12 protein-coding genes are annotated in these 13,968 nt (G+C 59.1%); 7 read left to right on the forward strand and 5 right to left on the reverse strand.

Features of this window, described 5'->3' with window-relative positions:
- Positions 1 to 183: 183 nt before the first annotated feature.
- The 3 genes from ACSQ13_RS14840 (at position 184) to ACSQ13_RS14850 (ending at position 3,140) form a co-directional block, all read left to right on the forward strand.
- Positions 184 to 765 carry a histidine phosphatase family protein gene (locus tag ACSQ13_RS14840; protein ID WP_295512461.1) on the forward strand — a complete coding sequence of 194 codons (582 nt, stop codon included), beginning with the start codon at positions 184 to 186 and terminating at the stop codon, positions 763 to 765.
- A gap of 59 nt (positions 766 to 824) precedes the next feature.
- Entirely contained in the window at positions 825 to 1,508 is a 684-nt protein-coding gene (locus tag ACSQ13_RS14845; RefSeq protein ID WP_295512463.1) for a glutathione S-transferase, read from the forward strand.
- Positions 1,509 to 1,625: 117 nt separating this feature from the next.
- A complete protein-coding gene (locus tag ACSQ13_RS14850) occupies positions 1,626 to 3,140 on the forward strand; it encodes a YifB family Mg chelatase-like AAA ATPase (protein ID WP_295512464.1) in 1,515 nt (504 codons plus the stop codon).
- Here ACSQ13_RS14850 and ACSQ13_RS14855 read toward each other — a convergent pair.
- The 4 genes from ACSQ13_RS14855 to rsmI are packed head-to-tail and all read right to left on the reverse strand — an operon-like array spanning position 3,106 to position 6,254.
- Positions 3,106 to 4,023 carry an alpha/beta hydrolase gene (locus tag ACSQ13_RS14855; protein ID WP_295512465.1) on the reverse strand — a complete coding sequence of 306 codons (918 nt, stop codon included), beginning with the start codon at positions 4,021 to 4,023 and terminating at the stop codon, positions 3,106 to 3,108. The genes ACSQ13_RS14850 and ACSQ13_RS14855 overlap by 35 nt on opposite strands.
- Complete coding sequence (gene gshB / locus ACSQ13_RS14860) at positions 4,020 to 4,955, reverse strand: glutathione synthase (protein WP_295512467.1); 936 nt, start codon at positions 4,953 to 4,955, stop codon at positions 4,020 to 4,022. Before gshB ends, ACSQ13_RS14855 begins: the two co-directional genes overlap by 4 nt.
- Positions 4,956 to 5,013: 58 nt before the next feature.
- The gene (locus tag ACSQ13_RS14865; RefSeq protein WP_176248316.1) at positions 5,014 to 5,370 is read right to left on the reverse strand and encodes a YraN family protein; all 357 of its coding nucleotides are present in this window, start codon (positions 5,368 to 5,370) and stop codon (positions 5,014 to 5,016) included.
- Between the two features lie 20 nt (positions 5,371 to 5,390).
- A complete protein-coding gene (gene rsmI / locus ACSQ13_RS14870; RefSeq protein WP_176247972.1) occupies positions 5,391 to 6,254 on the reverse strand; it encodes a 16S rRNA (cytidine(1402)-2'-O)-methyltransferase in 864 nt (287 codons plus the stop codon).
- Between the two features lie 88 nt (positions 6,255 to 6,342).
- Between rsmI and ACSQ13_RS14875 the strand changes: the two genes are divergently transcribed.
- The 3 genes from ACSQ13_RS14875 (at position 6,343) to murJ (ending at position 12,068) form a co-directional block, all read left to right on the forward strand.
- Entirely contained in the window at positions 6,343 to 7,527 is a 1,185-nt protein-coding gene (locus ACSQ13_RS14875; protein WP_295512468.1) for a penicillin-binding protein activator, read from the forward strand.
- A gap of 10 nt (positions 7,528 to 7,537) precedes the next feature.
- Complete coding sequence (locus ACSQ13_RS14880) at positions 7,538 to 10,324, forward strand: [protein-PII] uridylyltransferase (RefSeq protein ID WP_435988120.1); 2,787 nt, start codon at positions 7,538 to 7,540, stop codon at positions 10,322 to 10,324.
- Positions 10,325 to 10,475: 151 nt separating this feature from the next.
- Complete coding sequence (gene murJ, locus ACSQ13_RS14885) at positions 10,476 to 12,068, forward strand: murein biosynthesis integral membrane protein MurJ (RefSeq protein WP_295512469.1); 1,593 nt, start codon at positions 10,476 to 10,478, stop codon at positions 12,066 to 12,068.
- A 68-nt stretch (positions 12,069 to 12,136) separates the two neighbouring features.
- Here murJ and ACSQ13_RS14890 read toward each other — a convergent pair whose 3' ends face one another.
- Positions 12,137 to 12,823: a rhomboid family intramembrane serine protease gene (locus ACSQ13_RS14890; RefSeq protein WP_176247968.1), complete on the reverse strand. Its 687-nt coding sequence runs from the start codon at positions 12,821 to 12,823 to the stop codon at positions 12,137 to 12,139.
- A gap of 76 nt (positions 12,824 to 12,899) precedes the next feature.
- On the opposite strand from ACSQ13_RS14890, the gene trpS reads away from it, so the two are divergent.
- The gene (trpS, locus tag ACSQ13_RS14895) at positions 12,900 to 13,922 is read left to right on the forward strand and encodes a tryptophan--tRNA ligase (protein ID WP_176247967.1); all 1,023 of its coding nucleotides are present in this window, start codon (positions 12,900 to 12,902) and stop codon (positions 13,920 to 13,922) included.
- Positions 13,923 to 13,968 lie beyond the last annotated feature (46 nt).

Genomic DNA, 13,968 nt, shown 5'->3' on the forward strand with positions numbered 1-13,968 from the left:
CTTGAGTTAGTGCCACAGTTATCACCCCCTGATAAACGAAATTTTGGTTCTTTATTTTAGCAACGCTTCGGGCGGCGCTTTGGTTCAAAACTTTTTTCGATTTCTGTTCACAAAACCTTGAGGACTAGGAACCCGGCGCTAGGATCAGGTGAAATAATTCGGGGCTAAGGGGGGGGAAATCGCATGACAACATGGCACTGGATCAGGCATGGGCCCACCCATGAAGAAACCCTCGTCGGATGGCGCGATGTTCCCGCCGATCTGTCGGACACAGCCCAAATCGCCCGCCTGAATGCACATCTACCGCAGCGTGCCATTCTTGTGTCCTCCGATCTGGTCCGTGCGACTGCAACGGCAGATGTGCTGGGGCACCCCGAACGCCAGCGCCTGCCTCACAAGCCAGAATTACGAGAGCTGGATTTCGGCCTGTGGGACGGCATGCATGCAAGCGACGTGTCAAAGCATCATCCAGAGCTCAGCAAAGCTTATTGGACCACCCCCGGCGACATTGCCGCCCCGGACGGTGAAAGCTGGAACATGGCAGCCCGGCGTATCAATGCCGCTGTGGATCGCCTGAACGTGATGTATCCGAATGAGCATATCATTGCGGTTGCCCATTTTGGCGTCATCCTCACGCAGGTCCAGCGCGCCTTGAACATCAGCGCAAAAGCCGCATTCAACCATAAAATTGACAATCTGTCAGCCACCCAGATCACGGTGTCGCCTGCGCGGTGGGATGTGACCCACATCAATCATTCTCCGTGATGGCGCGCGCCACAAAATAGAATTTGCACAGTCCCTCATTGGCTGGCTAGAAATCCCGCATGACATATGAACTTTATATCGGCGATAAAACCTTCTCCAGCTGGTCACTACGCGGCTGGCTGATGCTTGAAAAATTCGGTCTGCCATATCGCAGCCATATGGTGGGCCTCTATGGCGGCACCATGGCGCAGGATATGGCTGATCTTGCCCCCGCCAAACTGGTGCCGGCCCTGAAAACGCCCCAAGGCGACATCATTGGCGAAACCCTTGCCATGGCCGAAACCCTGGCAGAACGGCACCCAGACAAAGCACTTTGGCCGACAGACCCGTCCACCCGCGCCCGCGCGCGCTGGCTCTGTGCGGCAATGACGGCCGGGTTCTCAACCCTGCGCGGCGAATGCCCCATGCAGCTTCAACATGTGAACAAAGGGTTCCCAGTTTCCGAAGCCTTGGCCAATGATCTCGCCCGCCTGCAAGAACTGTGGGACTATGCGAAGGACGCCTCCGACGGCAAAGGCCCCTGGCTTTTCGGCAGCTATAGCCTTGCGGATGTGTTCTACGCCCCCGTCTGCGCGCGGATCGTCGGATATGATCTACCGGTGTCCCAATCAGCTCGCGAGTATTGTCAGGCAACCCTGAGCGATCCCGCCTTCAAAACCTGGCGCGCAGAGGGTCTCAAAGTCACCTATGACCCCTTCCCCTATGACATGGGTTGCCCCACATCACCCTGGCCCGTGGCCTGACCCTCCACCCGTTTCATTTTGCAAAATAAACTCAAATCCCGCCATCGCAACGCGCGTTAACGCTTCTTAAACACCCCGGACCTACGCATTAACCATCTTGGCTTGCAAAGGGCCCCTATGGTTGCGCGCGCATATACAGTTGCATTTCAGGGCGTCGAAGCCCGCATTGTCGAAGTGCAATGCGCGGTTTCGGCGGGGCTGCCTGCCTTCTCAATTGTCGGCCTCCCTGACAAGGCGGTCTCGGAAGCGCGCGACCGGGTGCGGGCCGCACTTTCTTCCATGGCGATTGCATTGCCCAGCAAACGGATCACCATCAATCTCAGCCCAGCCGACCTGCCCAAGGAGGGCAGCCATTTCGACCTGCCGATCGCTTTGGCCCTGCTATGTGCGATTGATATCCTGCCCGATGATGCGATCCAGTCTGTCGTCGCTTTGGGCGAATTATCCTTGGATGGTACATTGATCCCGGTCATCGGCGCGTTGCCCGCTGCGATGTCGGCGGCGGAACAGAACCGTGGCCTGTTATGTCCCGAAGCGTCCGGTGCCGAGGCGGCCTGGGTCGGCAACACGCAGGTGATCGCGGCAAGCTCCCTCGGCGCTGTCGTGCGCCATTACACGGGCCAAGTCCCGATCAGCCCCGCGGATCCGGGCGAAGTATCGGCCCCCCGGCAAACCAAGGACCTGCGTGACGTCAAAGGGCAGGAGCGGGCAAAACGTGCATTGGAGATTGCGGCGGCAGGCCGGCACCATCTGATGTTTGTGGGCACACCGGGGTCGGGAAAATCCATGCTCGCGGCACGGCTGCCGTCGATCCTCCCGCCGCTGACCCCGCGCGAGGCGTTGAGCACGTCGATGATCCATTCCCTTGCCGGGCTGCTGGTCGAAGGCGGCATATCGCGCACCCGCCCCTTTCGCGAACCCCATCACACCGCATCAATGGCCGCGATCATTGGTGGCGGACGACAGGCCAAACCCGGCGAGGTCAGTCTGGCCCATAACGGCGTGTTGTTCATGGATGAATTCCCCGAATTTCCCCGCATGGTTCTTGAAACGCTGCGCCAGCCCGTCGAAACCGGCGAAGTCATGATCGCCCGCGCGAATGCCCATGTGAAATATCCTTGCCAGTTCATGCTGGTTGCTGCCGCGAACCCGTGCAAATGCGGGTATCTAAGCGATCCGGCGCGCGCCTGCAGCCGTGCGCCCGCCTGCGGCGAAGACTATATGGCCCGCATTTCGGGGCCTTTGATGGACCGGTTTGATTTGCGCGTCGATGTCCCCCCGGTTGCCTTTACCGATCTGGACCTGCCTTGCGACGGCGAAGGATCATCGCAGGTCGCCGCACGGGTGGCCGATGCGCGCCTGACCCAAGAAGCCCGTTTTGCCCAAACCCCCGATGCGCATTTGAATGCGGATGCCGAAGGCGACCTGCTGGAAAGCATCGCCACGCCTGCCCCGGACGCGCGTGCGTTGCTGATCCGCGCAGCAGAGCGGTTTCATCTTTCTGCCCGCGGTTATCACCGGGTTTTGCGGGTCGCGCGCACGATTGCCGATCTTGACAGGGAAAAGACGGTGCAAAAGCACCATCTGGCAGAAGCGCTTAGTTTCCGGATACCGGCGTCGGCAATTCTTTGATCCACCCCGCAAGGTCGTCCAAGGTCTGCCGCCCTTCGGGCAGGACATTGTGAAAGATCGGCCAGACATGTGGCAGATCATGTTCCTCGTGGAACATGACGGGCACATCACAGCCTTTCAGATGCTGGAAAAGCGCGCGGGCATCATCGCGCAGAATTTCCGTATCGCCCACGCAAATCCAAACAGGCGGGGCACCGGCAAAATCGACAGTCAGCGTGTTCAATCTGGGATCATCGCGGTCGGCATCGGCCAGATACATATCCAACATGTCCTCTGCACGTTCCGGCGGCAGCATCGCTTCGCGCTGTGCGTTCTCGACAAGGCTTGCCCCCTGGCGTTTGAAATCAACGAAAGGCGAGAAACCGAAAACACCGCGTGGCGCGGGCAGTTTTTTGGCCAGAATTTCGGATAATAATCCAAAGGCCAGCCCGCCCCCCGCGCTATCGCCACCGATCACGATATTCTGCGCAGCAACGCCCGATGCGATCAGGTCGCGATAGGCGCTTTCCACATCATCCGCTGCCGCAGGAAACGTAAATTCCGGCGCAAGGCGGTATCGCGGCATGACCACCCGTGCCCCCGACCGCGCTGCCAGCTGGCCCAGCATTGCGGCATGGGTTTCCGGGCTGCCGAAAACAAAGCCACCCCCGTGAATGTAGAAGATCACGATATCAGAGTGCAGGCGCTTTGGCGTGACCGTCAGCACCTCAACACCCCCCGCAAGGGTGATCTTGGCCATTGTCGTGCCGCGCGGCGCGCGGAAAAACAGCCGCGCGTTTTGCTCAAGGTGCCGGCGCAGGTTAGCCGGCTCTTTCGTGCGGCGCATCCGGCGTTTTTCGACGAGCCGTAAATAGGTATTCAGAACCGGACGGATCAGGCTCATGCGCGGCGGGCTTCGATTGCTTCCCAGATTTTGGCCGCTATATTGGTGCCGTCGAACCGTTCAAGTTCCTGAATACCGGTGGGCGAGGTTACGTTGATTTCCGTCAGATAATCCCCGATCACGTCGATACCGACAAAGACCTGGCCTTTTTCCTTCAGGACAGGGCCAATCGTCGCGCAGATCTCAAGATCACGCTCGGTCAGGCCGACCTTTTCGGGGCGTCCGCCTACATGCATATTCGAACGGGTCTCGCCTGCGGCAGGGACGCGGTTGATCGCACCGACGGCTTCGCCATCGACCAGAATCACACGTTTGTCACCCTTGGACACCGCGGGCAGGAATTGCTGAACGATCAGCGGCTCGCGCGAGAAACCGGTAAACAGCTCATAAAGCGACCCAAGGTTGCGGTCGTTGTCATCAAGCCGGAAAACCCCCGCGCCGCCGTTGCCATAAAGCGGCTTCAGGATCACGTCACCATATTTGGCCTTAAAGGCTTTGATCGTTGAAAGGTCACGCGCGATGGTCGTCGGCGGGATCAGGTCAGGGAAATCCAGACACATCAGTTTTTCGGGAAAATTGCGCACCCAGAACGGGTCATTCACAACAAGCGTTGTTTTCTTGAGGCGGTCGAGAAGATGCGTCGATGTGATGTAATGCATGTCAAATGGCGGGTCCTGCCGCAGCCAGACCACGTCAAAATCTGCCAGATCAACCTCGCGAACGGGGCCCAGCGTGGCGTGATCACCCTGCACGCGCTGCACTGTCAGATCGTGACCGCGCGCGGTAATCCGGCCCTCTTGATAGGCCAGATGGTCAGGCGTGTAGTAGAAAAGCGTGTGACCGCGGGCTTGCGCCTCTTCGGCGATGCGAAAGGTGCTGTCGGCGTTGATATTGACGGCCCTGATCGGGTCCATTTGAAAGGCGATTTTCATACCAGATCTCCGTGCTGTTGCTCATTAGATGACGCAGCACGGCGCGGGGTGCAATGGGTCAGTCGTGGCCAAACGCGTTTTCGACGATGCGTAACTGGCCTGTTTCATCAACCAAAGCCACGTCAAAACGCAGGTTGGTAAGGCTGCCATTTGGTTCATTGGCGATGAATTCTTCGGCTGATCCCAAGATCCTGTCGATCTGGCGGCGGGTGATCCGCAAGGCGGCCTGCTCAAAGCTTGTGCTTTTCTTGACCTCGACAAATACCAGATCAGGGCCGTCGCGCATGATCAGGTCGATTTCGCCGCGTTTGCCCCGCCATCTTTCGCGGGCCAGGGTGAACCCGCGGCGGATATAATCCCGGGCCACAGCATTTTCAGCGGCCTGACCGGCGTGATAGCTGACCGAGCCCTGAATTTGCTTTGCCACAGACATGATTACCCGTTCCCTTTGCCCTGCTCCAATGCGGCCTGATACACCTGCCTGCGCGGCAGGTTATGCGCCTGCGCCACCATATCGACGGCATCGCGCATCGACATGGTTTCCAGCGCCGATGCCAGATCAGAGGTTAGGTCACTTTCGCTAACCGACTGTAAACGGCCACGGTCAATCAGCACGACGATCTCGCCCTTGGGGGATTTGTCGGCATAATATTCTTGCAGCTCTGCCAAGGTCCCCCGGCGGATTTCCTCGAATTTCTTCGTCAGCTCGCGGCAGACAGCGGCGGGGCGTTCTTCGCCCAACGCTTTGGCCGCATCGCGCAACATCGCCGCCACACGCTTGGGCGATTCGTAAAAAACCAGCGTGCCTTGGATGTCTTTGAGCTTTTGCAGGGCCGTCAGACGCGCCGATGTCGCATTTGGCAGGAACCCGGCAAAGAAAAATGCGTCTGTCGGCAACCCGCCCAAAGCAAGCGCCGTCAGCACCGCCGATGGCCCCGGTGCGCAGGTCAGCATCAGGCCCGCCTGCGATACCGCACGGGACAATTCGAAACCCGGATCGGCAATCAGCGGCATCCCCGCTTCGGAGGCATAGGCGACCGATCGCCCATCGCGAATGGCCGCCAACAGCTTGTCCTGCACGCCCGCGCCCGAATGGTCATGCAGCGCAAGCACCCTGCGACCGTCCAGCGGCACGCCGTGAATTTCCATTAATCTACGTAAGCTTCGCGTATCTTCGGCCGCCAAAACATCAGCCGAAGCCAAGACGTCAAGCGCACGCAAGGTAATGTCACGGGCGGTTCCAATCGGGACGCCGACAAAGTAAAGCCCCGCAGAGAGCGGTACCTTTTGATAATTCAAGCTGGACCCGCCTTTCGCACCCTCTATGATCGGTGCATCTGTTCATGGGCTATTGCCGCCGACCTGCCACTTATGGAGTGACACTGCTATGTTCGCCGTTTTCGACACCCTTCGCAAGCCACTGCGGCTTTTGATTCTGCCCTTTGTGGCGTTTGCACTGGCCGCCTGCGAGCCGGGATTGATGACCAATACAGGGTCTAGCAAAGGCCCCAAGGTGGATACCAGCAAGCCCATTCCCGTGGCTCTTTTGGTGCCACGCGGCGGTTCTGCCAGTGACAACCTGCTTGCGCAAGAGCTCGAGAACGCGGCCCGTCTGGCGATCCGTGACCTTGCAGGCGTGCAAATCGACCTGCGGGTCTATGGCACAGGCGGCAGTGCTGCCCTGGCCGCCACAGCTGCATCCCAAGCCGTGAACGAAGGCGCGCAGATCATCGTCGGCCCGCTTTATGGCGAGGCTGCAAATGCCGCAGGCAATGCCGTGGCCGCGCAAGGCGTCAATGTGCTGTCCTTCTCGAATAATGCCAGCATTGCCGGCGGCAACGTCTTTGTCATGGGCCAAGGCTTTGACGACACGTCAAGCCGTCTGGTGCGCTATGCAAAAGCCACGGGTAAAGACAAAATTCTGGTCCTGCACAGCAATGATGTTGCAGGCCAGTTGGGCCGCAATGCCATCATGAACGCGATTGCGCAAAATGGTGCGACCTCTGCTGGTGCCGTCGACTATTCCCTGAGCCAGGAATCGGTCATCGCCGCCGTTCCGCGCGTGAAAGCGGCCGTAGAAGCCAATGGTGCCAACGCGATCTTTTTGACAACATCATCGGCCAGCGCCCTGCCCCTGTTTGCGCAACTATTGCCAGAAGCAGGCGTGCTTACCACATCAACGCAATATATCGGCCTGACCCGCTGGGACATTCCAGCCCAGACACTGGCACTGCCCGGCGTTCAAGGCGGCTGGTTTGCGATGCCTGACCCCTCCGCAACCGCCGCGTTCTCGCAACGCTATTCAGCGGCTTATGGCAAGACACCTGGTCCTATTGCCGGCCTTGCGTTTGATGGCATTGCCGCTGTGGGCGCATTGGCGCGATCGGGTAAATCGAATGCACTGTCGACTGCGAATCTGACACAAGGCGCAGGTTTCCGCGGGGCCAACGGTGTGTTCCGTTTAAAAACGGATGGCACAACCGAGCACGGCCTGGCCATCGCAACCGTGCGCAACAACTCCGTTGTGATTATTGATCCCGCCCCCCAAGGTTTCGGCGGCGCTGGTTTCTAAAGGACACTAAGTGGTAAAACCATTAGCTGCACAAGCAGAGACAGGTGAAGCTACAGCGCTTCACCTGATCAGCGCCCCCGAGTTGATCTTTGACGAAGACGCCATCGCCGACGCCCTGACTGTGGCATTCGAAGAAGCATCGGATAGCAGCCAGGTCCGTGCAGCGGCTGTGCGTATTCTTGGGAACGCCCAGAAAGCAGGCCGCGCTGAAATCGCCCGCGCCTTTGCCGCGACACCGTTTGACGCGCGCGCAATGACCTCCGCCTATTGTTTTTTGACAGATCAGCTGGTCCGCAGCACGTTGCAGATTGCGGTGCAGAAATTGCATCCCAAGCCCAACCCGACGTCGGGCGAACGCTTGGCGGTGATCGGCGTCGGCGGGTATGGCAGGGGCGAAATGGCCCCGTTCTCGGACGTTGATCTGCTGTTTTTGATCCCCTACAAAGCGACCGCCTGGACCGAAAGCGTGATCGAATCCATGCTGTATATGCTGTGGGATTTGAAGCTGAAGGTTGGCCATTCCACCCGCACGATCCGTGATTGCGTGCGCCTTGGGGCCGAGGATTTCACCATCCAGACCGCCTTGCTCGAACACCGGTTTATCGCGGGCGACCTTGAACTGACCGCCGAGCTGGACAAGACGCTGAAGACCGATCTTTTTTCCGGTTCGGGCCGTAGTTTCATCGAGGCCAAGCTGGAAGAGCGCGCCCTGCGCCACCGCAAACAGGGTCTGCGCTATCAGGTTGAACCGAACGTCAAGGAAGCCAAGGGGGGCCTACGCGATTTGCAGTCCCTGTTCTGGATTGCCAAGCATATTTACAACGTCGAAAACGCTGCCGATCTGGTGGAGCGCGGCATCTTTCTGGAAGAAGAATTCAAAACCTTCGTCGCCGCCGAGGATTTTCTTTGGGCGGTACGCGGGCACCTGCATTTGTTGTCTGGGCGCGCAACCGAACAGCTGACCTTTGACATGCAGGTCGCCGTCGCCGAGGCGATGGGCTATACGGATACGGGCGGCAGACGCGGTGTCGAAGTGTTCATGCAGGCCTATTTCCGCCACGCCACCCAAGTGGGCGAGCTGACCCGCATCTTCCTGACCAAGCTGGAAAGCATCCACATCAAGGCAGAACCCCTGCTGGAACGCATATTCCGCCGCCGCCCCAAGATGCGCGACGGCTACGAAGTCGTCGTGGGCCGGCTTGCGATTGTCGATGATGCTGCGTTCGTTTCGGACAAGCTGAACCTGTTGCGCATCTTCGAGGAAGCGTTGCGGACCGGCATGTTGATCCACCCGGACGCCATGCGGCTGGTGAAACGCAACCTGAACCTGATCGACGACGACATGCGCAACAATGCCGAAGCGCAGCGCATTTTCCTTGATCTGATGCTCAAACACGGCAACCCCGAACGCGGCCTGCGCCGGATGAACGAACTGGGCGTTCTGTCTGCCTTTATTCCCGAATTCGAAAACATCGTCGCGATGATGCAGTTCAATATGTATCACAGCTACACCGTCGACGAACATACGATCCAGTGCATCACCAACCTTGCCCTCATTGAAAAGGGCGAGCTTGAGGAAGACCTGCCGGTCGCGTCGAATATCCTGAAACGCGGCGTGAACCGCAAAGTCATTTATGTGGCCCTGCTTTTGCACGATATCGCCAAGGGGCGCCCCGAAGACCATTCGATCCTTGGGGCCCAAATGGCCCGCAAGATCGCGCCACGGCTGGGGCTGAACAAGACCGAAGTCGATACTGTCGAATGGCTGGTGCGCTATCACCTGCTGATGTCGGACATGGCCCAGAAACGCGATATTGCCGACCCGCGCACCGTGCGTGACTTCGCCAAAGCGGTACAGACGGTCAAGCGGCTTGATCTGCTGTGTGTGTTGACCGTTTGCGATATTCGCGGCGTCGGGCCGAACACCTGGAACAACTGGAAGGCCGTGCTAATCCGTGGCCTGTACCGCCAAACCAAGAAAGCCCTTGAAACAGGGCTTGAGGATCTGAACCGTGCGAACCGCGGCGACGAGGCGAAAAAGACCTTGCGTGCAGCCCTTGCCGATTGGCCGCGCAAGGATTTGCAGACCGAAACCGCACGCCACTATCCGCCCTATTGGCAAGGGCTGCACATCACGGCCCATGTCGTGTTTGCCCAGTTGCTGCGTGATATCAAGGATGGCGAAATTCGCATCGACCTGCACCCAGACGAGGACCGCGATGCCACCCGTGCGTGTTTTGTCATGGCAGATCACCCCGGTATCTTTGCACGTCTTGCAGGGGCGCTGGCGCTGGTGGGTGCCAATGTGGTCGACGCCCGCAGCTACACGACCAAAGACGGCTATGTGACCGATGCGTTCTGGATACAGGATGCCGAAGGCAACCCCTATGACGCTGCCCGCCTGCCCCGCCTCAGGCAGATGATCTCGAAAACCCTCAAGGGAGAGATCCTGGCCCGCGAGGCCCTGAAATCCCGCGACAAGGTCAAAAAACGCGAAAGGGCATTCAAGGTCCCGACCCACATCACCTTTGATAATGATGGCTCTGAAATCTATACCATCATCGAAGTCGACACCCGCGATCGCCCCGGTTTGCTATACGATCTGGCGCGCAGCCTGGCCGAATCGAACGTCTATATCGCCAATGCAGTCATCGCGACCTATGGCGAACAGGTGGTCGATACCTTCTATGTCAAAGATATGTTCGGGCTGAAATATTACACCGAAAGCAAGCAGCGGACCCTTGAAAAACGTCTCCGCCTTGCGATTGCCGAAGGGGTCGAGCGGGCCGCCGATTAACGCCGGACCACGCGCGCCCGCCTCAGCCAGCAGGCGAAAACAGGGCCGGCGGCTTCCCGTTGCCGGCCATTGCCCGCCGCACATCAACAATTGCGCTATGGCACGCCAAACGGTAGGCCATTTGCATCGCACTCACAGGGCAAGCATTCCAATGAAACCAATCCGCCTGATGTCCGGCTTTTTCACCGTCGGAATATGGACCCTTCTCAGCCGCGTCATGGGGTTCATTCGCGATGTGATGGTTGCTGGATATCTCGGCTCCGGCCCCGCAGCCGAAGCCTTCTTGGTGGCGTTTTCCCTGCCCAACATGTTTCGCCGCTTCTTTGCCGAAGGCGCGTTCAACATGGCCTTTGTGCCGATGTTCTCGAAAAAGCTCGAAAGCGGCGACGGCCCCGAGGAGTTCGCCCAGGATGCCTTTGTCGGTATGGCGTTTATCCTGACCCTGTTCACCCTCATCGGCATCATCGCCATGCCCGGTCTGGTGTTGCTGATGGCGTCGGGGTTCAAAGGGGACGAACGCTTTGATCTGGCCGTTGAATACGGGCGGCTTGCCTTTCCCTATATCCTTTTCATCTCGCTCGCGGCACTGGTATCGGGGGTATTGAATGCCACGGGGCGCTTTATGGCTGCTGCGGCTGCGCCTGTCGTGCTGAACATCATCTTTATCATTGCCGTGCTCGTTGGGGCCGCCCTTGGCCGCGACGGATCAGAGGCGTTGGGCCTCGGCATCGACAAGGCCCTCGGCCTGCATATCGGCAACACACTGGCCCTGTCCGTGCCGATTGCGGGCATTGCGCAACTGGCGCTGGTGTGGTGGGCCGCCAAACGCGCGGGCTTCACCTTGGGCTTCAACCGCAGACCCCGCATGACGCCGGAATTGAAACGCCTGGCCATCATCGCAGCCCCGGCCGCACTGGCGGGCGGTGTGATGCAGATCAACCTGCTGGTCGGTCGTCAGGTGGCCAGCTTTTACGAAGGGGCCGTGGCCTGGCTCAACTACGCCGATCGCTTGTACCAACTGCCGCTTGGCGTGGTGGGCATTGCCATCGGCGTGGTCCTGCTTCCCGATCTGTCGCGCCGCCTCAAGGCCGGGGATGAACAGGGATCGCGCACCCAGATCAGCCGCGCCGCCGAAGTCTCCCTTGCCCTGACAATCCCCTCTGCCGTGGCCTTGATGGTAATCCCCTTCACTCTGGCATCGGTCCTGTTTCAACGTGGTGCCACAACCGTCGACGATGCGGCGGCGATTGCCATTGCGGTGGCGATCTACGGCCTCGGCCTGCCCGCCTTTGTCCTGCAAAAAATCCTGCAACCGCTGTATTATGCCCGCGAAGACACCAAACGCCCGTTCTATTTTGCCGTTGTGGCAATGATCGTGAATGTGGTGCTGGCCGTGGGCCTCAGCCCCTTTATCGGCTGGTTCGCCCCGGCGATCGCGACGACCCTCGCCGGTTGGGCCATGTTCGGGCTGCTGGCCTATGGCGCACGCGGCTTTGGCCTGGCCGCGAAATTCGATGCCCGCTTTCACAAACGCATTTGGCGTATCCTTGCGGCCTCCGCAATCATGGGGGTTGCCTTGTGGATCGGCAATGTCGCGATGCAACCGCTGCTGGGTCAGTCCTGGTGGCGCGGCATCGGGCTTCTGCTGCTAATCCTGATCGCGGCCATCAGCTACTTCGGCTCTGGCCAGATCATCGGAGCCTTCAAACTGGGCGAATTCAAACGCGCATTGAAACGCGGCTGACCTGATTTCCAAATGGTTCAAAATCCCGGGGGGTCAGGGGGGCTGGCCCCCCTGCCTTGCGCATGAAATCAACGATGCCGGACACGGTTGCGCAATTTCAACCATTCACCGGGAGCCAGGACAAAGCACAATCCAAAGCCCACGAAGAACCCGAAAAGGTCCGCCAGCCATTGGGTGCCCGCCTCAAAGAACACGCCCCACAAAAGCTGTATCCCCATCAACACCGCAATCAGCGAAAACGCACGCAATTGCTGCGCGCCCAGCCCTGACAATCTGCGCCACATGACAAAGGAATAGGCCCCAATCAGCCCGTAAACATTCGGATAGGCCCCGACCAGCCAAACCGGATCATTCAGGGCCAGCGCATAGAGAACCGCCCCGATGATCCCCGAGACAAAGAATATCGCCAGAAACGCCAGCTGCCCCAAGGCCTCGGCCACCATTTTGCCAAGGGCCAACAATAGCACCATGGCAAAAAGCGCATGGGTGAACCCCAGATGCACAAATGAATAGCTCACGGCGCGCAATGTCTCCGACACAGGGAAGCGCCAGTTGGCGATCATCCAGTCAAAGATGTCGTTCGAAAATCCGTAATCGCGGATCAATGCCAGTCGCCAGCCGATGGCACCGGGGCCGCCGATAATACCCGCCTCGGCCAGGGACAGCCCTGCCTCGATACCGGCGATGGCCAGAAACACCACTGTAACCACGGCAGGCATCGGGTTTACGGGTGGTTGAAAATCAGGGTCTTCCATAGCGGCTCCTTGACGGGGTTGGTGCGCATGGGTAAGCCCATCGTGCCGTCTTTTCCAGCCTTATCGGAGCGTTGCCATGACCGACACCCAATTCACCCCGCGCGTGTTCTCGGGCATTCAGCCGTCCGGCGGCCTGACCCTTGGCAATTATCTGGGCGCGATGAAGCGTTTCGTCGACATGCAGGATGAAGGGTCATATCAGACCATCTATTGCATGGTGGACCTGCACGCGATCACGGCCAAGCTTCAAGACCCGGCCACCTTGCGCCATAACACACGCGAACTGGCCGCCGGATTTATTGCAGCTGGCGTTGATCCGCAGAAATCCATCCTGATCAATCAATCCCAGGTTCCCGAGCATGCACAGCTTGCGTGGATCTTTAACTGTGTTGCCCGCATGGGCTGGATGGGCCGCATGACCCAGTGGAAAGACAAGGCTGGCAAAAACGCCGAGACCGCTTCCTTGGGCCTGTTTGCCTATCCCGCGCTGATGGCCGCCGACATTCTGATTTACCACGCCACCCATGTGCCCGTGGGCGAAGACCAAAAGCAGCATCTGGAACTGACCCGCGACATCGCGGCCAAGTTCAACCATGACTACGGCGTTGATTTCTTTCCGCTGACCGAACCGGTGATCGAAGGTGCCGCAACCCGCGTGATGTCCTTGCGCGACGGGTCGAAAAAGATGTCGAAGTCCGATCCATCGGATGCCAGCCGGATCAACCTGACCGACGATGCCGACACAATCGCCAAAAAGATCCGCAAGGCCAAGACCGATCCCGACGCCTTGCCCTCCGAGATCGAAGGCCTGAAGGACCGCCCCGAGGCGCGCAATCTGGTGAACATCTATGCCGCGCTCAACGACCAGACCGTTGAACAGGTGCTGGCCGAAGTCGGTGGTCAGCAATTCGGCACCTTCAAGCCGCTGTTGGCCGATCTGGCCGTCGCCAAAATGTCGCCGATCAGCACGCGCATGGCCGAACTGATGGCCGACACAGCCGAGATTGACCGCATCCTTGCAAACGGTGCCACCCAGGCCCGCGAGATCACTGCGCCGATCCTGAGAAAAACCTATGATATTGTCGGGATGGTTGGCTAAGGCAGCACGCCACCCGATCATACCCGCGCCGATGGGGCTGCGCATT

It is taken from the genome of Sulfitobacter sp. SH22 (genome assembly GCF_965641905.1).
GTDB lineage: Bacteria > Pseudomonadota > Alphaproteobacteria > Rhodobacterales > Rhodobacteraceae > Sulfitobacter.